The sequence below is a fragment of the Enterococcus gallinarum NBRC 100675 genome, assembly GCF_001544275.1.
Classification (GTDB): domain Bacteria; phylum Bacillota; class Bacilli; order Lactobacillales; family Enterococcaceae; genus Enterococcus_D; species Enterococcus_D gallinarum.
This window is the reverse complement of the sequence record NZ_BCQE01000039.1, coordinates 1-25,756: the sequence shown is the minus strand read 5'-3', so window position 1 is coordinate 25,756 and position 25,756 is coordinate 1. Positions and strand designations below refer to the sequence as shown.

21 protein-coding genes are annotated in these 25,756 nt (G+C 41.3%); 3 read left to right on the top strand and 18 right to left on the bottom strand.

Going from position 1 to position 25,756, the window contains the following annotated elements; translation table 11 throughout:
- Positions 1-378: 378 nt before the first annotated feature.
- The 12 genes from lysS to pth all read right to left on the bottom strand — a co-directional run bounded on the left by lysS (position 379) and on the right by pth (position 15,471).
- Positions 379-1,872: a lysine--tRNA ligase gene (gene lysS, locus EG2_RS16560; protein WP_060815451.1), complete on the bottom strand. Its 1,494-nt coding sequence runs from the start codon at positions 1,870-1,872 to the stop codon at positions 379-381.
- 95 nt (positions 1,873-1,967) lie between these two features.
- Complete coding sequence (gene dusB, locus EG2_RS16555; protein ID WP_060815450.1) at positions 1,968-2,978, bottom strand: tRNA dihydrouridine synthase DusB; 1,011 nt, start codon at positions 2,976-2,978, stop codon at positions 1,968-1,970.
- Positions 2,979-2,981: 3 nt separating this feature from the next.
- On the bottom strand, positions 2,982-3,863 hold the full coding sequence (gene hslO / locus EG2_RS16550) for an Hsp33 family molecular chaperone HslO (RefSeq protein ID WP_060815449.1): 882 nt from the start codon (positions 3,861-3,863) through the stop codon (positions 2,982-2,984).
- 258 nt (positions 3,864-4,121) lie between these two features.
- Positions 4,122-6,215: an ATP-dependent zinc metalloprotease FtsH gene (ftsH, locus tag EG2_RS16545; protein ID WP_003129133.1), complete on the bottom strand. Its 2,094-nt coding sequence runs from the start codon at positions 6,213-6,215 to the stop codon at positions 4,122-4,124.
- Positions 6,216-6,288: 73 nt separating this feature from the next.
- The gene (gene hpt, locus EG2_RS16540) at positions 6,289-6,834 is read right to left on the bottom strand and encodes a hypoxanthine phosphoribosyltransferase (RefSeq protein ID WP_003129132.1); all 546 of its coding nucleotides are present in this window, start codon (positions 6,832-6,834) and stop codon (positions 6,289-6,291) included.
- 19 nt (positions 6,835-6,853) lie between these two features.
- Complete coding sequence (gene tilS, locus EG2_RS16535) at positions 6,854-8,239, bottom strand: tRNA lysidine(34) synthetase TilS (protein ID WP_060815448.1); 1,386 nt, start codon at positions 8,237-8,239, stop codon at positions 6,854-6,856.
- Positions 8,240-8,456: 217 nt separating this feature from the next.
- Positions 8,457-8,900: a S1 domain-containing RNA-binding protein gene (locus tag EG2_RS16530; protein WP_005472931.1), complete on the bottom strand. Its 444-nt coding sequence runs from the start codon at positions 8,898-8,900 to the stop codon at positions 8,457-8,459.
- 72 nt (positions 8,901-8,972) lie between these two features.
- Positions 8,973-9,416, bottom strand: coding sequence for an FtsB family cell division protein (locus EG2_RS16525; protein ID WP_003129129.1), 444 nt, complete (start codon positions 9,414-9,416; stop codon positions 8,973-8,975).
- A gap of 84 nt (positions 9,417-9,500) precedes the next feature.
- Positions 9,501-9,767 (bottom strand): RNA-binding S4 domain-containing protein, encoded by a 267-nt coding sequence (locus EG2_RS16520; protein ID WP_005472932.1) that lies wholly within the window; start codon positions 9,765-9,767, stop codon positions 9,501-9,503.
- Positions 9,754-11,358: a putative polysaccharide biosynthesis protein gene (locus tag EG2_RS16515; protein WP_060815447.1), complete on the bottom strand. Its 1,605-nt coding sequence runs from the start codon at positions 11,356-11,358 to the stop codon at positions 9,754-9,756. Before EG2_RS16515 ends, EG2_RS16520 begins: the two co-directional genes overlap by 14 nt.
- Before the next feature lie 19 nt (positions 11,359-11,377).
- Complete coding sequence (gene mfd / locus EG2_RS16510) at positions 11,378-14,899, bottom strand: transcription-repair coupling factor (protein WP_060815446.1); 3,522 nt, start codon at positions 14,897-14,899, stop codon at positions 11,378-11,380.
- Positions 14,900-14,910: 11 nt separating this feature from the next.
- On the bottom strand, positions 14,911-15,471 hold the full coding sequence (gene pth / locus EG2_RS16505; RefSeq protein WP_060815445.1) for an aminoacyl-tRNA hydrolase: 561 nt from the start codon (positions 15,469-15,471) through the stop codon (positions 14,911-14,913).
- 322 nt (positions 15,472-15,793) lie between these two features.
- Between pth and EG2_RS16500 the strand changes: the two genes are divergently transcribed.
- Together EG2_RS16500 and EG2_RS16495 are read left to right on the top strand one after the other, a co-directional pair.
- Entirely contained in the window at positions 15,794-16,777 is a 984-nt protein-coding gene (locus EG2_RS16500) for an L-lactate dehydrogenase (protein ID WP_060815444.1), read from the top strand.
- A gap of 306 nt (positions 16,778-17,083) precedes the next feature.
- Entirely contained in the window at positions 17,084-18,481 is a 1,398-nt protein-coding gene (locus EG2_RS16495; RefSeq protein WP_060815443.1) for a L,D-transpeptidase family protein, read from the top strand.
- A 45-nt stretch (positions 18,482-18,526) separates the two neighbouring features.
- Here EG2_RS16495 and EG2_RS16490 read toward each other — a convergent pair whose 3' ends face one another.
- Positions 18,527-19,237, bottom strand: a complete 711-nt coding sequence (locus EG2_RS16490; protein ID WP_060815442.1) for a YoaK family protein — start codon at positions 19,235-19,237, stop codon at positions 18,527-18,529.
- An 80-nt stretch (positions 19,238-19,317) separates the two neighbouring features.
- On the bottom strand, positions 19,318-19,827 hold the full coding sequence (locus EG2_RS16485; RefSeq protein ID WP_060815452.1) for a VanZ family protein: 510 nt from the start codon (positions 19,825-19,827) through the stop codon (positions 19,318-19,320).
- Positions 19,828-19,940: 113 nt separating this feature from the next.
- Here EG2_RS16485 and EG2_RS16480 point away from each other — a divergent pair, with 113 nt between their 5' ends.
- Positions 19,941-21,746, top strand: a complete 1,806-nt coding sequence (locus EG2_RS16480) for a M3 family oligoendopeptidase (RefSeq protein WP_060815441.1) — start codon at positions 19,941-19,943, stop codon at positions 21,744-21,746.
- A 42-nt stretch (positions 21,747-21,788) separates the two neighbouring features.
- Here the strand turns inward: EG2_RS16480 and EG2_RS16475 are convergent, their stop codons facing one another.
- The 4 genes from EG2_RS16475 to EG2_RS16460 form a co-directional block, all read right to left on the bottom strand.
- Positions 21,789-22,256: a TspO/MBR family protein gene (locus EG2_RS16475; protein ID WP_060815440.1), complete on the bottom strand. Its 468-nt coding sequence runs from the start codon at positions 22,254-22,256 to the stop codon at positions 21,789-21,791.
- 165 nt (positions 22,257-22,421) lie between these two features.
- Entirely contained in the window at positions 22,422-23,258 is an 837-nt protein-coding gene (locus EG2_RS16470) for a glycosyltransferase family 8 protein (RefSeq protein WP_060815439.1), read from the bottom strand.
- Positions 23,259-23,402: 144 nt separating this feature from the next.
- On the bottom strand, positions 23,403-24,143 hold the full coding sequence (locus EG2_RS16465; RefSeq protein WP_003129115.1) for a GntR family transcriptional regulator: 741 nt from the start codon (positions 24,141-24,143) through the stop codon (positions 23,403-23,405).
- Positions 24,144-24,318: 175 nt separating this feature from the next.
- On the bottom strand, positions 24,319-25,599 hold the full coding sequence (locus tag EG2_RS16460; RefSeq protein WP_060815438.1) for a PTS sugar transporter subunit IIC: 1,281 nt from the start codon (positions 25,597-25,599) through the stop codon (positions 24,319-24,321).
- Between the last annotated feature and the right edge of the window lie 157 nt (positions 25,600-25,756).

The following is a 25,756-nucleotide window of genomic DNA, read 5'->3' as shown; positions in this document are numbered from 1 at the left end:
CTTTTTTCAATCTTTTTTGTTGCTGTATCAGCATCAAATTGATTCCTTAAATTTGCGACTTCGTTATAATATCATCTGTTGGTTCTGGCGTCAACAACTTTTTTCATTTTCTTTTAGAAATGATTTTTGTCATTTGGCACATGTAATAATATACCAACTAAATGCTGTCAGGTCAATAACTTTCTCTCTTATTTTCGTAATTTCTCAAAGGCGTTCATTCTTACAATCCAATGAATTCATCGTTCGTTTTTAATTCGTTTTCGCTCCATTTAGCAGTGAGTTTCTCCCTTGTTTTTTCTTGTTAGTCATTTTAGAGGGAACTACTGGTAAAAAAAGAAACACACAAGTAAACACTCGTGTGTTTCTCTTTATGGATTATCAACGCATTGTTGGGAATAACAGCACATCGCGAATCGATTGTGCATCTGTCAACAGCATGACTAGACGATCGATCCCGATCCCTAAACCACCGGTTGGCGGCATGCCGTATTCTAGCGCTTCAAGGAAGTCTTCATCGACTCCATGAGCTTCATCGTTTCCTTCTTGTCGTTCTTTTTCTTGTGCTTCAAACCGTTGTCTTTGATCAATTGGATCATTTAATTCGGTAAAAGCATTAGCAAATTCCCGACCTACGATAAATAGTTCAAAACGATCTGTAAATCGAGGGTCCTCTGGATTCTTCTTCGCTAGAGGCGAGACTTCTACCGGATGTCCATAAACAAAGGTCGGTTGCTGTAAGGTTTCTTCAACAAACGTTTCAAAGAACTCATTGATAACATGTCCTACTGTCATCGTTGGAGTGACTTCCACTTGGTGTTCTTTTGCTAAAGCATGTGCTTCTTCGATTGTCATCTCTTTCCAAAAATCGACGCCCGTTTGTTGTTTGATAGCATCGACCATATGCACGCGGGCAAAATCACTCGCCAAGTCAACTTCTTGTCCATCATAAGTAATCACAGCAGAATCTAAAACTTTCTCTGCTGCATTGCGGATGATTCCCTCAGTTAGATCCATAACATCTTTGAAATCTGTATAGGCTGTATAAGCTTCTAACATAGTAAATTCTGGATTATGGGTAGTATCAATCCCCTCATTACGGAAGACTCGGCCGATTTCGTAGACTTTCTCCATACCACCTACGATCAATCGTTTCAAGTGTAATTCAAGCGCGATTCGCAAGTATAGATCAATATCTAAAGCATTGTGATGAGTGATAAATGGACGAGCTGCTGCCCCACCCGCTTGATTATGCAAAACAGGCGTTTCCACTTCAATGTAGCCATGACCATCCAAATAGCGACGAATCTCACTGATGATCTGGCTGCGTTTCATGAATCGGTCAAAGCTATCTTTATTACTGATCAAATCTAGATAACGTTGACGGTAACGTTGCTCGATGTTGGTCAGTCCATGGTATTTATCCGGGAGCGGGCGTAACGCTTTTGACAAAATAACGATTTCTTTTGCTTTGATCGTCACTTCGCCAGTATCAGTTTTCATGATCTCCCCTGAGACACCAAAGAAATCCCCTAAGTCAGCATGCTTAAATCCTTCGTACGGTTCGTCACCTACTTGATCTTTGCGGACATAAATTTGAATCTGACCATCACGATCTTGCAAATGTGCAAAGCCAGCTTTTCCTTTACCACGTTTCGTGACCATTCGCCCAGCAATACTTGCTGAAAGATTCATCTCTGTTAACTCTTCTTTTGTTCGTTGATCAAATAACTCATGCAACTCGGCAGAATTATGCGTACGTTCAAAACGCTTGCCAAAAGGATCAATGCCTTCTTCCCGTAATTTTTCCATCTTTTCACGGCGAACCAACATCTGATCATTTAATTCTTCTTGTTTTTGTCGTTCCTCTGTCACGAGTTTTCCTCCATTCTTAACTTGGGTTTCCTTCTTATAATGCCAATGATGACACAAAAAATCAAGCCGAAGTTCAAGATCGACTTGATTTTACTTTACTCAGGAGTATTTCCGACAGGTTGTTTTTCTGTCTTTTCTACAAATGCATCTAACAGATCAATAATCGCTTGCTTATTCTCTGCCTGGTTGATTGCCGCTTTGACTTTAGCTGCCCGTGAAATGCCTTTTAAGTAGTAGGCAGCATGCTGCCGAAACTCTCGGGAAGCAACAAATTCACCTTTTAAATCAGCAAGTCTCTCCAAATGAAGTTTGGCTGTAGCGATCTTCTCCCGTGGAGTAGGTTCGGCGATCAGCTCTCCCGTTTCAAGATAATGTTTTGTACGATGGATCATCCACGGATTCCCCAATGCTGCTCGTCCGATCATGACGGCATCTGCGCCGACTTCTTCTAGCATTCGTTTGGCATCTTCTGGCGTCCGAACATCTCCGTTCCCCATAAATGGGATCGAAATTGCTTGCTTCACCTCTCTTAATACCGACCAATTAGCCGCTCCTTCATACATTTGGACCCTCGTGCGACCATGCATCCCAATCGCCGCTGCACCTGCTGCTTCAGCGGCTTGCGCATTTTGGACAGCGAAAATATGTTCATCATCCCAACCGATCCGCATTTTGACTGTGACCGGTTTATCAATTGCCGTAGCTACTGCATGTACCATTTCGTAGACTTTGTCTGGATCCAATAGCCACTTTGCACCAGCCTCCGCTTTGATGATTTTATTTACCGGACAACCCATATTGATGTCAATGATATCTGCTGCTGTATTTTCTGAGACAAATTGAGCCGCTTCGACCAAAGACTCTTTATTCCCACCAAAAATTTGCAAGCTTAAAGGATGTTCTGTTTCATCTATATAAAGCATTTCTAATGTTTTTTTGTTTCGTAGTTGGATTCCCCGATCACTGATCATTTCACAGACGACTAAGCCTGCGCCAAATTCTTTGACCGTTACGCGAAACGCCGCATTGGTTATTCCTGCCATAGGCGCAACGACAACTCGATTAGGGATTTCGACATTACCGATTTTCCAGCTGTGTATCGCCATCTTCTATGCCTCAGCTTCTTTCTTTAACCCAGCAAGTTCTTGTTCATCGAAATGGTATTTATTGCCACAGAATGAACAAACAGCTTCTGCACCATGATCTTCATCCATCATTTCTTGTATTTCATCCGCGCCTAATGTAATGATCGCTGTCGCAAATTTTTCTTTGCTACAATCACATCGAAATTGAACAGGCATTTTTTCTAGCACTTCGACTTTGGTGTCATTCAACAATACCGTCAAGATTTCTTCAGGCGATTTCCCTTCATCCAGCAATGATGACACTCGTGGCAATTCTTGCAGACGGTTCTCGATTGAATCAATAACCGTTTCATCTGCTCCCGGCATGATCTGCAGCAAGAAACCACCGGCTGTCCGAATGGAATCATCGGTATCAACTAACACACTCAATCCAACGGCCGAAGGGATCTGTTCAGAAACTGCTAAGTAATAAGTGAAGTCTTCTCCCAATTCTCCAGAGACAATAGGTGTTTGTCCAGAAAACGGTTCTTTCAACCCTAAATCTTTGATTACAGTAAAGATTCCTTGATCTCCTACTGCTCCTCGCACATCCAACTTCCCTTGTCCGTTTAGCGGCAAGCTGATATGCGGATTTTTTATGTACCCTTTGACATCTCCACGACCGTTGCTATCAATAATGATTGCTCCAGCGGGTCCGTTTCCTTGGATTTTGACCGTTAATTTGTCATCACCCTTTAACGTACTGCCCAAAAGCAGGCTCCCAACCATGGCGCGGCCTAGCGCTGCTGATGCTGTATTCCAAGTATCATGACGTTGTTGTGCTTCACTAACAGTTTTTGTTGCAGACACTGCATAGGCACGAACAAAGCCATCATAAGCTAATGCTTTTACTAAGTAATCTTCCATCGTTTATGCTCCTTTATTTCGTTCATTAGTGAATCATACTAGGAACTTGTTTTTTTTTCAACTGAATGCCACCATTTTAGAGAAAAGCCAATGTTTTCTGTCGGTTTATTTCTCGATTTGTTAACAAAAAAAGGACTGCGGCACAAGCCGTAAAACAAGCAACTGGTCCGAACCTCATTCGAATCTGTTCTCTTGTTTTGACTTATGACACAGTCCCTAAACTTTACGATAGCTAATCACCTATTGATAATTGAACGACTACTCTTGACCGTCCTCTGTTTTATCTTGAGATGAAGCTTCGTGGTTTTCATTATTGTGACGAAGTTCGTCTACTTGCTGATCAAAATCTTTTTTCTCAGCAGCTTGTTTTTCAGCATCCTTCTCTTCTAAAGCGCGTTTTGCTTCTTCAAAAGTTTGAGCTTTTTCGCTTGGATATTCTGAATTCTCAGTTCCAGCAGGCATTTTGCCTTCTTCAAACAATGACTTGATTGCTTTCGCATCCAATGTTTCATATTCAAGCAGTTTTTCGGCAATCAATTTATGTTGCGCACGATGTTCTTCGATGATTTCATGTGCTTTTTGATGTGCCTCCATCAAGATACGGCGTACTTCCTGATCGATCTCGAAAGCAACTTGTTCTGAGTAAGCTTTGGTTTGACCATAATCACGACCGACGAAGACTTGGTGATTGCCTTCATACTGAACTGGACCTAGTTTGTCGCTCATACCATATTCTGTGACCATACTTCTAGCTAAAGCTGTTGCTTGTTCAAAGTCATTGGATGCTCCGGTTGATTGAACGCCGAAAATGATTTCTTCTGCTGTCCGTCCACCAAGCAATCCGACGATTTGTTCAAACATATCTTCTTTCGTCATTAAGAATTGATCTTCTTTAGGTAATGCGATCATGTAACCGCCAGCACGGCCCCGAGGGATGATCGTTACTTTGTGAACGACCCGCGCACGGCTTAAGACTAAACCGACGATCGTATGACCCGCTTCATGGTAAGCAACCATTTCGCGTTCTTTTTTATTGATGACACGATCTTTCTTCGCAGGTCCTGCGATTACCCGATCTTCTGCTTCATCAATATCAGAGGCATCGATTTTCTTTTTATTGCGACGGGCAGCGACTAGCGCAGCCTCATTTAAGACATTTTCTAAATCAGCACCGGCAAAACCAGGTGTTTGTTGTGCTACGACTTTCAAATCCACATCATCCGACAACGGTTTGTTCCGTGCGTGAACTCGTAAAATAGCTTCACGGCCTTTAACATCCGGACGGCCAACAAGAATTTGTCGATCAAAACGACCTGGACGTAACAATGCTGGGTCTAACACGTCGGAACGGTTGGTTGCTGCAATAACAATAACTCCTTCATTGCCATCAAATCCATCCATTTCAACTAATAACTGATTCAACGTTTGTTCACGTTCATCATGTCCACCACCCATGCCGGCACCACGTTGGCGCCCAACCGCATCGATTTCATCGATAAAGATGATGGCCGGTGCGTTTTTCTTGGCTGTTTCAAATAGATCCCGGACACGGCTCGCTCCGACCCCGACAAACATTTCCACAAAGTCTGATCCTGAGATAGAGTAAAACGGAACGCCAGCTTCTCCGGCAACCGCTTTTGCTAGCAATGTTTTCCCTGTCCCTGGAGGTCCTTCTAGCAGCACACCGGCTGGGATTCTCGCACCTAATTCGACAAAGCGTCGTGGATCTTTCAAGAATTCGACCACTTCGACTAATTCTTGTTTCTCTTCTTCAGCACCCGCTACATCAGAGAAACGAACGCGATTGGCTTTTTTGTCGGCCTCTTTCGCTTTGGATTTTCCAAAGTTCATGACACGGCCACCACCGCCGCCACCGCCGCCTTGCTGGCTCATCATCATATAGAAGAAGAAAATGATGATTACGATTGGCAAGAAACTAATCAGCAACGATAACCAAACACCACTGTTCGATTCTTCTTCGATCGTTGTTTTAACCCCTTGATCCTTCGCTAATGTCGTAACCTCGCTCAATGTCGAGTCATTCGGCAAAATGATCGTTGTAAAACGTGTCGTACTTGCTTGCGTGCTTCCTAGTACGGAAAGCCCATTGTCATTGCTGACGGTTTGTTCGGCATTGTATTCACCGACGATCCGGTAAACACCGTTAGCAGGCTGAACAGTAAACTGTTTGACCTTTCCGTCTTTCAGCTGTTCCGTAAATGTTGAGTACTCGATTGTTGGTGTTTGCTGATTGCCATTTCCAAAAATGAAATAGACGACCATGACCATTGCCAACAAGACAAGTACATAATATAAGGTATTTTTGATCATACCGTTATTTTTCTTATTCATGCGTACCTCCTTGGCTATTTTGTTTTATCAATCCTGACCATTTAATTGTATCACAACTGATTTAGATCAGTCACTAATTTGATTGATAAACGCTTGGTTTTAAGACACCCACATAAGGGAGGTTACGGTATTGTTCCGCGTAATCCAATCCATAGCCGACCACAAATTCGTTCGGTACATCAAAGCCAATATAGTCGGCATCGATTTTCACCACACGTCCTTCTGGTTTGTCTAGCAATGTCACGATTTTAACCGACTTTGCTTTGCGATATTTAAATAGGTCTACTAGATAGGCTAATGTGCGACCGCTATCAATAATATCTTCTACGATCAGCATGTCTCGGCCTTCGACATTTGTATCCAAATCTTTCAAAATCTTCACTTCGCCAGAAGAAATTGTCGCGTTCCCATAACTAGAAACATCCATAAAGTCCAATTCCAAATGACAGTCCATTTCTCGGACGATGTCTGCCATAAAAGGAACAGCTCCTTTTAATACGCCAACGACCAATGGGTTTTTATCTTTGTAGATTTCCGTCAGTTCTTTTCCTAGTTCAGAACAACGATTTTGGATCTCTTCACGAGTAATCAAAATTTTCTCAATATCTTTGTCTAACATAAAGTTCTCCTTCCAACTCTTACTCCCGATATTTATAAAGAAGTATGTAGTGTATTTTATCAGTTTCTTGCTCAATACTCAAATAGGAAAATAGATATGGCAAAAGTGCCAATACATTCCCTTGAGCGTCTGTCAGGACCCAACTAGCAGCCCGCTTTTCATTCGAAATCTTCTCATCGATAAAGAAACGCCTGATTTTTTTTGTAAGACCTGGTTTCAGCTGTAACCGATCCCCTGGTTTTCGCTTCCGCAAAAAAACTGTCGCAGGATATTGTATCGGTAAAATTTGTGAAATTTCTGACCAATCCATGACTTTTTCTGGAACTTGGGCGTCACTTGGAATGTAGCCGATCCATTCATGGTCCGACAAAAAGAAACTTTCACCTTTTTTTAGAACAAAATGCGTCTCATCTACCTGCGTTTGGAGGTGAGAGCCTTTTTTAACAGCAGTGACTTTCAACTGATCATAAACTCGAACAATCTGCCAGTCTTGATTCAAATCGATTATCCACTGACTGGGATTATGTTCTAGCAGATACAGCAACTGCTCTCGTTGTTTAGTATTGTACGAGATTCCTTTATCATGGGAAATTTTCTGTAGCAAACCTTCAAAAAAATAATAGCGTTCTGCTGCGGTAAACGCAGCCAATTCATTCAAGTCTAAAAAATAGCCTTCAGCTTCCTCATGAAGTATCGTGGCGAGCCAATCTGCTTGCTGCTTTTTGATCAATTGGTCAGCATAGATCATCTCTTGAGAAAACTGCTGAAAATGCTCAAGAGCACTCGGGTTCTCTGCTTTCAGCAGAGGGACCACTTGATGACGCAGGCGATTTCTTTGAAACAGCGTTTGCTTATTCGTTTCATCTTCGAAATAAGCGATTTCTCTCCTTCTTGCATAGTCTCTAATCTCCTCTTTGGCGATCGTTAGGAAGGGGCGGATCAAATAACCGTTACCAAAAGGTTGCTTGCGCTTGATTCCCGAAGCGTTTTGCAAGCGTCCCTCTCGGACCATCTTCATCAACATCGTTTCCATCTGGTCATCTGCATGATGAGCGGTTAATAACCAATCATAACCCTGAAGAGTCATCGTTTCTGCAAAAAAATGATAGCGGAACTCTCTAGCGGCCGCTTCGATGCCATTTTGAGGCGGATCTTGCCAAACTCGTTCATAATATGGAATCCCGCGCGTTTGACAATAGTCCTTCAGGAACGCTGCTTCGTCGTTTGAAGCTTCTCGCAGATTATGATTGACATGAGCCACGCCAAATGTTCCTTGCTGAAACAACTCTTCGATCACATGGAGCAAAACCATTGAATCCACACCTGTCGAAACAGCAAGCAAACAAGTAGCATCCTCTACCCATCCATCTGCTTTGATTGCTTGATAGACTTTTTGCTTAAGCATTCTATCCCTCCGTGTCTCTTGCTTCTATACTTTACTTCAAACTAAAAATGACTGTCTATTGCTAAGAAAGAGAAATATCCGAACTATGTCGATTCCAAAACGCCGTGCTTCACGACGAAAGCCTACTACACGGTAGGAGTAATCGGATATAGTTCGGATATTTTTTGAAATACTTATCGTTACGTCACAAATTCTTTTGACAACTTGCTCATCCTGTTTAGTTACGTCGACCGCCACGGCCGCCGCGTTTACCTTCCGTATTACGTCGTAATGAAGATAAACGATCATCACTATCTTTTAGAAAAGAACTCATCAATGAATCGAAGTCTTGTTTATTTACGTTCGTCGGTTGATTGCGTGAAAAAGATTTCTTCGGACTTGACCGATTGAATTCTTTTTTAGGAAAATCACGTTTTTCTTCCGGCTTTGCTTCTGCTTTACGGATCGATAGCCCGATTTTTCCATCATTGCCGATTGCCGTCACAACAACGGTTACTTCATCGCCAATAGACAACACGTCATGAATGTCTTTCACAAACCCATTTGATACTTCGCTGATATGTACCAAACCAGTTTTCCCCTCACCAAGATCAATGAACGCACCAAAATTTGTAATACCAGACACTTTGCCCTTTAGTTTCGCTCCAACTTCGATTGACATATAAAAAATGTTCCTCCTAATTTTTACCCATTTAATCATTTCAACTACTGCGATGAGTAGGTATGACCTTGTTTATTCCGAATCACTTGTCTTTGTATCACTAGCATTTGCCTCATCACCGCTTGTTTCTGTTTTTGAATCAGAAGCATCCGGCAAGACAGGGTAGATCTTTTCATTTTTCTTTGAATAAAAGAATCTACTGCGAGCTAATTTTGCAACGTATTCGTCATCTTGCAACAGTGCGACATCTCGCTTAAGTTGTGTCACTTTTTTGTCCGCTGCTTCTTGTTTTGCTACTGTTTCTGCTTTATACTCTTGTAATTTTTGCAGACGCATTTGATCATTGAACATTTGAATACCTACGATTGCAAAAATCACTAGCGCTGCAACAAAAACAGCTACAAGTCGACGTCGACGAAAGACCACTTGTCGTCGTTCTTTTTCGAACTTGGCAAATTGCTCTTTGGCATACTCGGTCTGCAATAGTTCTATTTGTTTGTTTGGTTCTTTATCCATGCTGACCTCGCTCCTGTCACTGTGATTGTTTTTTCCATTATACCAACATCCACAAAAGTTGTCTAACTGAAAATGGGACAAAAATCAAGCATTTTCTGAGATACGTTCTTCTTTGAGGATCTCGTACATTTTAGCTGCATCTTCTTTTTTAGTTGATTCGTGCAATTCTTGTACTTTTATTTCTAATACTTTATTTCCAAACTGAATACGCACCGTATCGCCAACTTTGATATCACTGCTGGATTTTGCCAATTTGCCATTGATTTGAATACGCCCTTTATCTGCTACTTCTTTTGCAACAGATCTACGTTTGATAATCCGGGATATTTTTAAAAATTTATCTAATCTCATTTTTTCCACCTCTTAATTTCAACAATTTTTTTCCAAACGGAACGAGCAGCCATTCTCGAATCGTTAATAATTTAACTTTGAGAGCCATTATAATGAAAACTGTCCCGCCAAAGAAGACCCCTCCAAGGCAAAAAATCAGCGCTTGCAGTCTTTTCGTCACTGGACCTCCACTCAACAGAGTGATCACACCATAATATAAAAACAGTGCGCAAGCCATGATCCCTAAACAAAGCAGGAGTTTTTTGCCATACCCTTGCTCTGTCCAAAAGCTGTTCAATGCTTTTTTCTCAGAAAACACAAAATAGATTAAGGTACCGATCAAACCTAAAAGGGTACTCAAACTCGCACCAGTTGTTCCTAAAAGATAGGTCAAGGGCCACGTCAGCAAACCTTTAAGCAAAAGGCCGCATCCTGCTGCATAAATCCCTACACGGAATTGGTTTCGGCTTTGTTGGATGCTTTGATACGCTTGGATCGCAGCCATCAAAGCGACCGCAAAAACAAATAAGACCAACGCACTGTTGCCGGCACCATCTTTAAAAAGAGCGAAGTTGATATAAGGAAGCAGGATAGCCAAGCCAACTGCAGAAGCACTGGCAATCCCTAAAGTCAACCGCAAGTACATTTTAGCTGATTTTTCAAACAAGTGCTGATTTTTGACTGTCAGATATTTCGTCAATGTTGGCAAGAAAGTCGAACTTAGAGCCATCGCTACCACGAGACCTAGCTGAACCAATGGCTGTCCCCGGTCATAGATCCCTTTTGCAATGCGGGCACTTTGTTCCGTCAGACCGCTGGCTTCAAGTGAGTTCGTCAGCAAAAAGGAATCTGCCAACTGAAACAAAATCAAAAAGCCGCTGTAAACGGTCAACAGTCCCCCTTCAATCAAAAAACGGCGACGCAAGGAAGGATCATGCGCGGCAGACATAGTTTTTGTGGGGATCGCTAACGACCGACCGGTGATTTTCCGACTATAATAGCTTAAAATTCCCCACGCTGCAAGTCCGCCAATCAATGCGCCGGACATTGCCAAAGTCCCTGTCTGATAAACATCCCATGAGAAGAGATGAAAAAAACTGGCCGCTACTAAAATCACTCCGACTCGAAGGAGCTGTTCGACTACTTGGGAAACCGCCGTCGGTACCATCTGTAAATTTCCTTGGAAACTCCCACGATAAAAAGTCAGGGGTGGTACAAAGAGGAATGTAAAGGATACCACGCGGATCAAAGATGCCAGTCCTGTATCTCCCATGACCCGAGCAATAACATCGGCAAAGAAAAACGTCGTTGCCCATAGTCCAATCGCTGTCCAAAAAACATACGGATAGATGACTTGGATCTGGGCACGCTGTTTCTGAGGATCAGGTTGTTCGGCGATCACACGCGAAATAAATTGCGGCAACCCAGATAAAGCCAATGTCATAGCTAATCCATAGATTGGATAGACTTGCTGATAGACATAGAACCCTTCGTCACCAACTAAGTTTTGGAAAGGGACGCGGTAAACTGCACTTAACACTTTGGCAATGAAAGAAGCAATCGTTAAAATAAATGCTCCTTCCATCGTCCGTTTTAATTGTGACTTTGGCATCTTCTCCGCCCCTTTATAACTAATTTTCTTGTAACACGTATTTTTGTTCCCGTAGTGCTTTGACAAAATCTTGAATCTCTAACAGCCAAGTGCTTTCTTTCATCACAGCAGGAATCTGAAGTTTGATCGTCATCTGCTCGTGATCGACACCCATCGTCGCTTTGAGCTTGGTCGCTTTCAATGCTTCAAACAGCTGTTCGACAGAATAGTTTTTGGTGCCAACTTTACTTAACGTTAGGATCACTGTTTGCTGCTGTTTACGGATCGTATCTAACAATGCCCGATCCCCATTCATTTTGATTTCTCCGACAGTCAATAGGTGAGCCACTTCGACCGGATATTCTCCAAAGCGATCAAGCAGATCATCCTGCAGCTCATCTACCGCTTCTTGAGAATCCAATTCACGGATGCGTTTATAAATTTCAATTTTTTGCCGTTCATCTTCTATATAAGAAGTTGGCAGATACGCATCGATGCCAAGGTCGATCTCAACCGTTGTTTTCTCTGCTTGTGTATTTTTCCCTTGTTTACGCGCCACAGATTCTGACAACATTTGAGAGTACATATCAAACCCAACAGCATCAATAAATCCGTGCTGTTGCGCCCCCAAGAGATTTCCTGCACCTCGAATCGAAAGATCACGCATCGCGATTTTAAATCCGGAACCTAATTCTGTAAAGTCTTTGATCGCCTGGAGCCGCTTTTCACTGACTTCGTTCAAAATTTTTTGCTGTTCGTACATAAAATAAGCATACGCAACACGATTGCTTCGACCGACACGACCTCGCAATTGATAAAGAGTAGACAAACCCATGTAATCTGCATTTTCTACAAATAACGTATTGGCGTTCGGAATGTCGACCCCAGTTTCGATGATCGTGGTTGTCACCAACACATCGTATTGTCCTTCGATAAAATCAAACAATGTGTTTTCTAACTGGATTTCTGTCATCTGCCCATGGGCATACCCAATACGCGCATCTGGAACTAACGCTTGGAGCTCTTCGACTTTACGTTCAATCGTATCCACTCGATTATACAGATAAAAAACTTGTCCTCCCCGTGCCATTTCCCGCAAAATAGCTTCTCGAACTGCACCTGGATTCATTTCCATCACATAAGTTTGAATAGGATAGCGATTTTCCGGTGGCGTTTCAATCACAGAAAGATCCCGCACCCCCAACATGGACATATGCAGTGTCCGGGGAATCGGGGTAGCCGTCAATGTAAGAACATCGACTTGCGAGCGTAATTGTTTCAAGCGCTCTTTGTGTTTGACGCCAAAACGCTGTTCCTCATCGATCACCAATAATCCCAGATCTGCAAACTCTACATCTTTAGACAGCAGGCGATGCGTGCCAACTAAAATATCAATTTGGCCCTTTTTCACTTGCTCGATCGTTTCCGTTTGTTGTTTCTTCGTGCGAAAACGGCTTAACAAACCGACATTGACTGGAAACCCTTCAAAGCGATCCAGCATTGTTTCATAATGCTGTTGTGCTAAAATCGTTGTCGGCACCAGAAAGGCTACTTGCTTACTCTCTTTGATGGCCTTGAAAGCCGCCCGCAATGCCACTTCTGTCTTCCCAAAGCCAACATCTCCAACTAATAAGCGATCCATTGGTTTTTCTTTTTCCATATCACGTTTGATCTCCGCAGTGCTGCGTAATTGATCATCCGTCTCAGAGTAAGGAAAGGCATCTTCAAATTCTTTTTGGTAGCCATCATCAGGCTGAAACGCGTAACCTTTCTCCGATTCGCGTTTTGCGTATAAAAGAATGAGATCATCTGCAATGTCCTCAATTTTTGCTGAAACTTTTCGTTTCGTTTTCGCCCACTCACTGCCGCCTAATTTATTGATCTTTGGCGTTTTAGATTCAGAGGCAACATATTTTTGAATCAGATTCAACTGGGTAACTGGAATAAACAGCTTATCATCATTTTGGTAGAGGATGGTCATGTAGTCTTGGTGTACACCATCTACTTCCAACGTTTCCATACCAATGTATTTACCAATCCCGTGATTCGCATGGACGACATAGTCGCCGGCTTTTAATTCATTGTAACTCTTCAATCGCTCCGCATTGGTCACATTTTGACGCCGCGTACGTTTCTTATTGATTTTTTGGAAGATTTCCTTTTCTGTGACAATGACCAACTTATCTTGGGGCATTTCAAACCCGCTTTGCAGTGTTTCTACAACGATTTGCGTTCGACCTGTAAAGAGTCGATCTGCTGTGGTTTGTACTGCGTAAATGGAGTGATCACGAAAATCTTGTTCCAATTTTTTTGCTCGTTCTGAATCACTTACTAAAAAGACAACCGTTTGTTGTTGTTTCTCCCAGCGATCTACTTCAACTTTCAGCAAACCCATTTGGCTGAAAAATTGTTGCATTGGTCGATATTGAAAATTGTGGATCGCTTGAAAACGAAGATTTCCCATTCCCTTTTGAAAAAGCGAGAAGAAACTTGTAGAAAATTGTTCTTTTTGAATCAGCTGCTGGACATCTTGCCCGAAAGATTGCTCAGAAAAAACGCGAAGTTCTGCGATTTTTTGTGTATGCCACTCAGCTTCTTCTCGTTCAATCTCGCGGTTTGTCTCCATAATACGAGCATAATCATCGATCATCAGCAGTGCATCTTTTGAAAAATAATCCAAAATGCTCGTCGGTTGCGGATACAAAAGATCCGCATAATAACGAGCATTCTCGTCAGGTATGCCACTTTGCCAAGCCGATGCTAATTGACCAAAATAATCTTCTAAAAAGTTTTTATCTGTGGTCTCTTTCACTACAGCAAGCCGTTTCTTCAGCAACTCTTGCAGAACCTTTTGTCCATGAGCTAAATCAGCTGGCGAAAACACTAATTCTGTTGTGGGAACAATCGTTACTTCTGACAACGTTTCTACTGAACGCTGTGTTTCCACGTCAAAAGAGCGCATCGAGTCGATCTCCACATCGAAAAGCTCGATCCGCACCGGATATTCAGCTTTCAAAGGATAAATATCCAAAATGCTTCCACGAATACTAAATTCACCAGGTTTGCCAATCATTGATTGCCGCTCATACCCCATCAGTACCAATTGCTGCGGCAACTGATCTAAATTGATCTCATCCCCCACATGCCAAGAAAACTGGTAGTTCAACCACGTATCTTTAGCAGGCAGATATTTCCGCAATGCAGCGATCGGCATGACGTAAATTCCTTTTTTTCCGGTAGCGACAGCATTCAATGCTGTCACTCGCTCCGCTCGAGCTTCTGGTGAAGCAAACGCCATTTCGGCCGACAACACTTCATCCACCGGAAAGACATACACGTCGTCAATAATATTCCGCAAATCTTCGGCAACTTGATTGGTATAATAAAGATTTGGTGTAACGACAATTACTTGCCGATCAAATTTCTGATAAGCTCCGGCAAAAGCTAATGTTTTTGCGGAACCTGCTAAACCAGTCAATAACTGCCGAGATGCGTGATCCGTTAATTGTTGGTGCCAGGCAGCGACTTGCGGCACCTTATTTATTAGTTCAATCAGATCCATACAGGTCCTCCTTAATTAAATCGATTCATTGTGGCAAGAAAATCACCGGTGGTCAAGTAATCGATACTTGCTGCTGTTGCTTTATCCAAGCTTTGCAGAATCATCGGCTGGTCTTCTTTAGCAAAAGGACTTAGAACGTGATCGACCACTGTGCGGCCTGGCTGTGGTCGATCGATCCCTATTTTGATGCGATCAAATACAGATGTACCAAGATGGGAAATTAAGCTCTTCATCCCGTTATGCCCCCCCGCACTGCCTTTTTGCCGCAAACGAATTTTGCCTAACGCTAAATCAAGATCATCATAGATAACCACGATCTCTTCAGGATAAACTCCATAATAAGTCATTAAAGGCCCTACTGCCCGGCCCGATTCATTCATGAAAGTCTGAGGTTTGACCAACATGATTTTTTCACCGTTCATAAAAAATTCAGCAATTTCTGCTTCAAAAGCTGATGATTTAAAAGTAGCTTGGTATTTCTCCGCTAACGCATCGACTACCATAAACCCAACATTGTGTTTTGTTTTTTCGTATTTTTTGCCTGGATTTCCCAGACCTATAATCATTTTCATTTTTTGATCCGCTCCATTTTTTCAAAAAAATTACCACCACAAAATACTGGGCACGATAATTCTGCCCAGTAAAAACGTTCACTACGATTATAACACATAACGGACTGTTACCGTGTCTTTCCTTTGCTCAGAATTTCTCTTTCTTAAAAAAATCATTAGAAACCTTGATTTATCCTAATTCCTACAGGATAACAAAGAAAGCATTTACAAATGAAACAGCAAAAATATCTGTAACATTGTTGAGCAAATCACATGACAAAATCGCTTGAAAGTGTTAGGATGTTACCTAGTAAAACAAATATGCGGAAGGAATGATACACAAATGACTGCTAAGACAAATAAAAAAGATCACCAAAAGATAATCCTTGTTGGAGACGGTGCGGTTGGTTCCAGTTATGCATTTGCGTTAGTCACTCAAAATATTGCTCAAGAAATAGGGATCATTGATATAAATACAGCAAAAACAGAAGGAGATGCTATCGACTTATCTCATGCGTTAGCATTTACCTCACCAAAAAAAATCTATGCTGCCACTTATGCAGATGCACATGACGCCGATGTCGTGGTGATCACAGCTGGTGCGCCACAAAAACCTGGCGAAACTCGCTTGGATCTAGTCCACAAAAATTTGAAAATCAATCGTGAAGTAGTTACACAAATCGTTGATTCAGGATTTAACGGTATCTTCCTTGTCGCTGCAAATCCAGTAGATATTCTTACCTACTCAACATGGAAATTCTCAGGTTTTCCAAAAGAGCGCGTAATCGGTTCAGGAACTTCACTAGATTCTGCTCGTTTCCGTCAAGCGTTAGCTGAGTTGATCGATGTTGATGCACGTAATGTCCATGCTTATATTTTAGGGGAACATGGCGATTCAGAATTCCCAGTTTGGTCTCATGCAAATGTTGCCGGATTGCAAATTTATGAATGGGTCAAAAACAACCCCGATATTGATGAAGAAGCAATGGTTAACTTGTTCTTCAGTGTTCGTGATGCAGCTTACACAATCATTGAGAAAAAAGGTGCTACTTTCTATGGTATCGCTGTTGCCTTGGCTCGTATCACTCGTGCCATTTTGGATGATGAAAACGCAGTACTGCCGCTTTCTGTCTTTATGAATGGCGAATACGGCTTAAAAGATATTTATATCGGTGCTCCTGCTATCATCAATGCCCAAGGAATCCAAAAAGTAATCGAAATTCCATTGACGGATGGAGAACAAGATCGAATGACTGCTTCTGCAAAACAATTAAAAGACATTCTAGATGAAGCTTTTGCGAAACTAGATGCGGAAGACAATCAATAAAACGATTGCTATAAGCCACTTACAAGAGTCTGTAACATAAGACCGAACAAGAAAGAGATCCTTTGAATCAAAATGCTTCGTGTACTTTGATCCAAAGAATATTGCGTAAAGCTGCTGTGCTTTTATCACACAGCAGCTTTCGTTGAATCACTTCTTGGTTGCTGTCCTATGAGCAGACTCTTTTTATAATTTAAGAATTCTCTATTTTTTCATGGAACTTTCACTTAATCAATTCGCTTTTCTTTTAGAATATGGTATGATTTAGCCGATCTATCATTTTTAAATCATCATAAAAGGAGCCTTTAAATGACACGATCCAACAAACACACACATACTCAGAGTAAGACGAAAAAGATCGTTCTGATCGCTATCGCTGCCGTTCTAGTCGTGATTGCGGGCGGATACACTTATCGAAGTACATATTATCAAGACCGTTTCTTGCCAAATACCTCGATCGATGATATTGACATCAGCAATAAAACGGTCGCTGAAGCCAATGATTTGTTGCATGACCGTTACAGCAAACAGTCTTTTACAATCAAAGAAGGCAATACGGATTGGAAAACCATCAATTTGGCTCAATTTGGTTTGCAAACGGATTTTACAAAAGAATTGGAAGATTTGAAAGATGAACAAAACCAGTGGACATGGGGAATGGCCTATGTATCTGCTGCAGAAGATAAAAAACTAGGTACCGTTTCTGTTGATCAACAAAAGTTGACAAGTGAAACAGCCACAATCAAAGAGGCTTTGGAAACCTTAAATGAAGGTCGAACCGCTTCTAAAGATGCCACATTGAAAAAAGGAGACGATGGCTTCTCAATTGAACCAGAAGTTGTTGGTGATGCCATTGACGTCGAACAAACTGTCACGGATTTACAAAAAGCAATTACTAGCGGCGAAAGTGAATTGGATTTGACTGCGTATCAAAAGAAACCTAGCGTTACTTCTGATGACAAAGAACTAGCAAAAGAAATGGAATCATTGAATAAAATTGCTCAAGTAAATGCTAATTATTCCATCAATGGCTCAACTTTCCAGATTCCGACCGCAACAATCATGGATTGGCTCTCTTATAAAGATGGAAAAACCACGATTGATGAAGAAAAAGTACGGAATTACGTAGCAGATTTAGGGAACCAATACAACACCAGCACCAATGCATCTACGTTCAAAAGCACGAAACAAGGCGAGGTATCCGTACCAGCTGGGACACTAAGTTGGACGATCCAAACTGATTCTGAAACAAGTGCATTGATCGAAGCCTTAAAGACTGGAGAAGACTTTACTCGTTCCCCAGTGGTCTTGGGTAGTGCAGATCCAAGTGGTCCACTGTTCGGAAACACTTATATCGAAGTTGATTTAAAAAATCAACATATGTGGTATTACAAAGATGGTGCAGTCGCTCTTGAAACAGACATCATTTCTGGAAAACCTAAATCACCCACTCCTACAGGTGTATTTTACGTTTGGAACAAAGAGCGGAATGCTACATTGACCGGCGAAGATTATTCTTCTCCTGTTGACTACTGGATGCCTATTGATTGGACCGGTGTTGGGATTCATGATTCAGATTGGCAACCAGAATATGGTGGCGATTTATGGAAGACCCGCGGGTCTCACGGATGTGTCAATACTCCACCAGGTGTGATGAAAGAATTATTTGGTATGGTAGAAGTAGGAACGCCTGTTATCGTTATTTAATCTATATAATCAAAAAAGGACGGAGAATTATTTCTCCGTCCTTTTTTATACCCGATTCTGGTTTCTGATCGTAATCGTCAGTACGAAAAGTAATACGCCCGATACGACCCAAATCGTTCGGTGAAAAAGAAACATACCTAATAAACTGCTGCTGACTGCCCCGAAGAAAAATCCTCCGATGATCATCGCGATATACTTGATCTTATAATCTACAGTAGCATCTTTTTTGAAGAAACGCTGATAAAGATAATCCGCCATTGAACGCAAATTTCCGGTCGTCATCGTCGTTGCATAGGGCATTCCAGCTAATCTGCGATAAGAAGCATATTGGATGGCTGCAAAAAAAGAAAGTCCAGAATCCACAAAGACATTTGGCAATGTCTGAGCAAAAAATCCTAAAAGAAAAATACCGAGTGCTTCAAAGAAGAGGGCTACATTTTGCCAAACAATTCTACCACCTGTTGGGAAACGATGCTGCAAGCCATTAGTCACTATGATCCCTATCAAAAACAGCAAAATTGGCGGTAAATATCTGGCAGCCTGTCCAAACTCTCCAGATGCCAAATTGATTCCTAACAAAATGACATTTCCTGATTGCATACTGGCAAACACTTCTCCATGAAAGAGATAAGTATATGCGTCTAAGAATCCCCCTGCCATTGCTAAGGCAACTCCTACTGGTAGACTTTCATGCACCACGATATCCGGTTGTTGTCTATTCGGATCATTTATTTTACTGCTGTGATCTGCTTGCATCTTTTCCGCCTCTATCTTTACTTTACTATTTCTAGCTGATTGATTGCATTTTAGTTATGGTTGCTGTTAAAAAACTAATCTCATTTTCTTTTCTTGCCTCGCTTTTGCCAACTAAGAATCCCCCAACTAAGCAAGACAGCTGTCAGTGCTCCAGCTGAATCGAGCATGACATCTTGGAACAAAGGTGTACGGCCACCGGTCAACATTTGATGGTACTCATCCATCCCTGCATACCCCGTTGCTGCCAACCAGCCAAAGAAAGCTGCCAGCCAATAGGGAATCTTCCGATAGCTCAATGATAGAAATAAGCTGCCTCCTAATACAAAGTAAGTAAAGAAATGAGCCCCTTTACGGATAAAAAATTCCACAAAAGAAAAATAACCTTTTTCGGCAATACTGATTTCAGATCCTGCATAAGAGAAAGCGAATTTGCTCAACCATTCTTTCAATGGCTCTTCTTTTAACAGGCGAGAAAGCAAACCGACTTGTGATTGTTGTTCATAAGTTTGTGACGAACTAATAAATAAAATCACCATCACAGCTACCGCAATCGTGAAATAAAAATTTGGTTCTTTCCACATTTTTTTCATCATCTCAGCCCCTCATTTTCTAATCTTACCATTTTCAGTATTCTCTGCAACTACTTTTCGAAGGGTGTGCTATACTTATTACCATCTGATAAACGAAAGGAGTAACACCTAAGATGACTTATTCTCTCAACTGGGACCTTGATTCGATTTTTTCTGGCGGCAGCACGTCTACCCAACTGCAAGAACGAATGTCCCAACTAGATGCACAAATCAAAACTTATCGCACAAAAGTAGATGCGTGGCAACCCGACGATGCCTCTCAACCAGAGGAATTAGCTGAATTATTATCATTGTCCGAAACGATCAGTAAAGGATTTTCTCAGTGCAGCAGCTTTATCAATGCATTGCTATCTGCCAACGTTAATGATAATCAGGCAAAATTACTTTCGGGCGATCTCTATGCCAAATTACCAACGCTACAAGCAGCCGAAACAGTCTTTTCGAAAAAATTGACAGAAATTTCTGATGAAGACTGGGAGACACTATTGAAAGAAGAACCCTTTGCGACTATCGCCTTTCGTTTGAACGAAATTCGTCGCGACGGCAAGGAGCTTTTGTCGGAAGCAGAAGAAACGATTATTAACACACTTTCTTTAGACGGACTAAATGCTTGGAGTCAACATTATGATACGATTGTTGCTTCGATTGCGATTCCATTTACCCAGTCGGATGGAACAACGATTACTCTTTCAGCTGGTCAAGCTTTCAACAAAATGATGGGTGACCCAGATCCTGAAGTTCGTGCTCAACTATTTGCGGAGTGGGAAAAAGCTTGGGGAGAAAAAGAAGATTTATTTGCCGATACATTGAATCATCTGGATGGATTCCGTCTCTCCAATTACAAACTGCACGGTGTAGATGACTATCTGAAGGAGCCTCTCGAGTATAATCGCCTGCAAAAAGCGACATTGGAGGCAATGTGGGGAACGATCCAGAAGAACAAACAACCGATCGTGGACTTTTTGACACGAAAAGCCCAATTATTCGGAAAAGAAAAAATGGAGTGGCAGGATCAAGATGCTCCGATCATTTTAGGTGAAATGAAGGAACGTACCTATACATTCGATGAAGCAGCTGCTTTCATTTTAGAAAACTTTAAAAAATTCAGTCCCAAAATGGCTGATTTTGCGCAAGAAGCCTTTGAAAAAAGTTGGATCGAAGCAGAAGATCGTCCTGGCAAACGTCCTGGTGGTTACTGTACCAGTCTGCCTGAAACAAGAGAATCACGTATTTTCATGACTTATAGTAATTCCGTCAATGAAGTAGCCACTTTGGCGCATGAGTTAGGTCATGCTTTCCATAGTAGTGTTCTTTGGGACTTGCCGCAGCTTAACCAGGATTATGCGATGAATGTGGCTGAAACTGCAAGTACCTTTGCCGAACTAATCGTTGCTGATGCAACATTGAAAGAAGCAAAAACAAAAGAAGAAAAAATCAATTTGTTAGATGCCAAAATGCAAAATGCCATTGCCATGTTCATGAATATCCATGCCCGCTTTATTTTTGAAAACAGTTTTTACCAAGCACGGCAAAAAGGGCTGGTTTCTGCTGAACAAATCACAGAAATGATGGTGGCTGCACAAAAAGAAAGTTACGCCGATGGATTAGCTAGCTATCACCCACATTTCTGGGCGGCAAAACTACATTTCTTTATTGATGATGTCCCTTTCTATAACTTTCCTTATACATTTGGCTATCTTTTCAGCATGGGAATCTATGCTTATGCCAACCAAAAAGGGACGAGTTTTGAAGAAGAATATATTGCTTTGTTACAAGACACAGCTTCTATGCCGACGGAAGAATTGGCCCAAAAACATTTAGGCGTTGATCTGACAAAACCTGATTTCTGGCAAGCCGGAATCGATCGGGTCTTACAAGATATCGATACCTTCATGGAGTTGACAGAGGATTATTTGTAACAAAAAACAAGCGCAGAAATCTGCGCTTGTTTTTTGTTACTATCAACTATTTAATAGTGTTAATCCGATAGTTAAATACCCCGCATAGAGACACCAAATCAGATAAGGTACAAAAAGATAGGTGGCTCTTTTATCAATTCGGGCAAATAAAAACATACAGACGATGACTGTCAAAACCAATAAGACGATAACCACTGTTCCTACCCAATAAAGATTCCAGCCAAAAAAGACAATACTCCACAAAAAGTTCAACACTTGCTGGATACCAAAGAAGATATAGGCTTGTTTCTTAAATGCTGGATTTACTTTCGCAATGATGAGTAAAAACAAAGCTGTCCCCATAAAGGCATATAAAATCGTCCAAACGATACCAATAATCCCTCCTGGAGGTGCTAAAAACGGTTTGTCCATTTGGGCATATGTCGCAGCAATATCACCCGCGAACAAGCTGGAAATAATCCCAGTAATCTCGATTCCTACCACACAAACAAGCCAAAGCAAAAATTTCATTTCTATCGCTCCCTTTCGTTCTCCACTTTTCTTCCGCTACTTGGTTAAATGAACCTAGCAACGGTTTGCTGCTTTTGCTTTAGTTTCTAATATTATGGTATCATTCCTACCGTCATTTCAAAAAAGTAATGCTCGTCTCAAAGAGATCGATGGTCAATTTCAGCTCTAGTTGTCTAATAACGACCTGCTATACTTGCTTTGTTGTTGGGCAACATATTTATAAAGCGAACCATAACGGCTCTTGTACCCTTTCTTCCAAGGCTTGTCTTTACCACAAAAATGCAGCAATACAGTATGATCGATGACCCAGTCTAAGTCCCAGTGTCCTAGGCTGATCGTTTCATATGTACGGTTTTTTCTTACATCATAATTATATAGTTGGTCTGGAATTCCCAAGATCCGATCCCCATACAGCCCATTTAGAATATCTTGATCCGGTAAAAATAAATTCAATTGATTCTTCTGAATAAATGCCGCAATCTCTTTTTCTTTTACTTCTTGACGTAGCTGAGTCAGATTCATCAGCAAGACGCCCGAATTGAAATATCCTTCAGACTCATAATTTTTGAGACGTACTTTATTGATTACTGTCGTAACCTCTGTTAATTTTGAATGGCTTGCTGCTGCATAAAGATGATCTTCCAGCGGTAATTCATATAGCGGCTGCAAATCGTTGATACACAAAATGTCTGCGTCTAAATATAAGACCTTATCTAGATCTTCCGGCAAATAATTTTGGGCCAATAACCGGTAATAGATCGACTCTGGATAACGATCACTGACGGGGGCTTGTTTAAAAATAGATCCTGTACCGATAATGACTGGATGGTAGACAATTCCCAGTCCATGACAAAATTGATTCAATTCTTCTGTCTGAGCAAGTTCCTTCTCTTGTAAAACAAATGCATCCAACCGGCTTGCCGATGTGTGCAACCAAATTGAATAAAGGGTTGTTTTTAATTGTTCTACAAACGTATCGTCAATTGCAAACAGCAGGTTCATACTTTTCTTCACTCCTTAAGCAATCATTGAAAACTGCTTGTATCTATCTTCGTACTATTAGTATACCTGATTCTCAGAATCTATACGAAAACAAACCATTCGTCCATCAAAACAAAAAAACCAAAGCAGCGAGCACTTTGGTCGTTATGGTTTTCGATGATTTAAAAGATCTGGTTTCATGTCTAACATGGAATACCCGCGAACATCATACCGATTTCGGCTTCTTGAATAATCGATCGGTCTTCCCGATTCTAAATAAATAATCTGCTCTAATTCCAAAACTGGATCATCCGATTGACACTTCAAATATTGACGATCATACTCATCACTTTTCGCTGCTTGAAATGTCCGATAAGCACCGGCAAACTTATAGTTCAACTCTTCCAACAAATAATCATATACCGATCGATGCAAGATTTCTTTCGTTAATCCCGTCACTAAATCTACTGGCATAAACGAATGCTCCAAAATATAAGGTTGCCCATCTAATATTCGCAAACGAATCACATGATATACCGGCTCTTCCGCAGCGACCTTCAACATCTCTTGTACTCTGCTATCTGGGAAACAGACTTCGAAGGTAATTACCTGACTTTGCAAATCTCTTTTTTGCATTTTCATCTGGTAACTAAGTCCTTTGTATTCGTTTACAGAAGACGTGTCACGATCCCAAAAAGAATGGTTCAACACTTTCGTCCCAGATCCTCGTTTCGAAAGCAACAGTCCCTCCATGATCAAAATATTGATGGCATTCTTAATGGTCATGCGACTGACACCAAATTCTTTAACTAACTCCGTTTGATGCGGCAGAAAGCTCTCTTTGGGATAAGTTCCATCTTTGATTCTTTTTCGAAGGACATCTGCTATCTCAACATACTTTGGCACAACATTCACCTCACATCCTATTAATTAAAAAAGACTGCGGCATAAGCAACAAAGACGACTACCCATCCTGTTGCTCTAGCCACCAACTGGCAACTAAAGCAACAGGATTGTCATTTTCATTCGTTCGGGTAGTTTCGTCTTGTTCTGACTTATGTCCCAGCCTAATTTTGATCGGTTAGATTTCTTTCAGACGACGATTTTCTTGGATCTGTGCCATCTTCACAAATGGAAGATAGATCACGATCGAGATAATCAAATTAACTGCAGCTAAGATTCCGCCAGCAATGCTTTGTGTTGACAAGATCCCACCAATGATCGGTGGTGTTGTCCAAGGCGCAATGACGGTACATGCTGGTACCAGTCCTGTTGCTGTGGCAAAATATGCAGTTGAAACTAATACAAGTGGTGTCAAAACATAAGGGATGAACAAAATTGGATTCAACACGACTGGTAATCCAAACATCACTGGTTCATTGATCATAAATACCCCTGGAGCCAATGATAATTTTGCTACAGTCATATAGGCTTTATGGTGACGAGCAACCAAGAAAATTGCGATCAATAAGCCTAATGTTGCACCGGTACCACCTATATTAACAAATGAATCAAAAAACGGCTTATTTACAATATACGGCAATTTGTCTCCTGCTTCAAGCGCTTTCGTGTTTGCTTCGATAGCTGGAATGTTAATCGTTTGCATAAATGGATCGATGATATTTGCACCATGCAAACCAAAGAACCAAAGGAAAGCAGAAATGAATCCTAGTAGCAATGCAGCTGGATAAGAGTTTGCCAATCCCATGAATGGTTGTTGCACAAGCTCATAGAAAGATAGAACCAAACTTGATACGCCAAATGCTTGGAAGATTGCTGTGAACAATGCAAAAATCGAAATAGTGATCATTGCTGGGAACAACGCTGCAAAAGAACGAGAAACTGCAGGTGGTACTCCATCAGGCATGTTGATCACTAGACGAGGATTGCCTGCCAAACGACGGAAGATCTCAGTAGAAATAATAGCAACGATCAATGCCAAAAATAATCCTTGTGAACCAAGACCCGCAGCTGTCAGCAAACCATCAGCATCTGTGGCCATTGCACCTAATGCAAAAAAGCTGGCAACTGAAATTGCTCCTGCTCCTAATGCATCTTGGTCATAGCTCTTGGCCAAGTTATAAGAAACTGTGAATGCAATCAATAAAGCTAAAATAGAAAATGTACCTGCAGATAAATTATTGCCAAATGCTTGCCAGGTGCCCTCACCAAAAATACCGTTCATAAAATCAATATAAGCTGGAATAGGCAAATTATTGATCAATACCCCAAAAGATCCCAAGATCATCAATGGCATCGTTACGATAAAACCGTCACGAATCGCAACTAGATGACGTTGTGAACCGATTTTGGAAGCAATAGGAATAAAATGCTTCTCCATAAACGCGATAAACTTATTCATTTTTTTCTCCTTTCAAAAACCATCCTATAATTTAGTGAAACCGATTTCCTCTATAGAATACCACGCTTACATTTATAAGTCTAGTCTTTTTAGTTATAAAACTGAGCATGGATAATACAGTCCTATTCTTTTGCTATAGACAGCACCATTTTTTGAC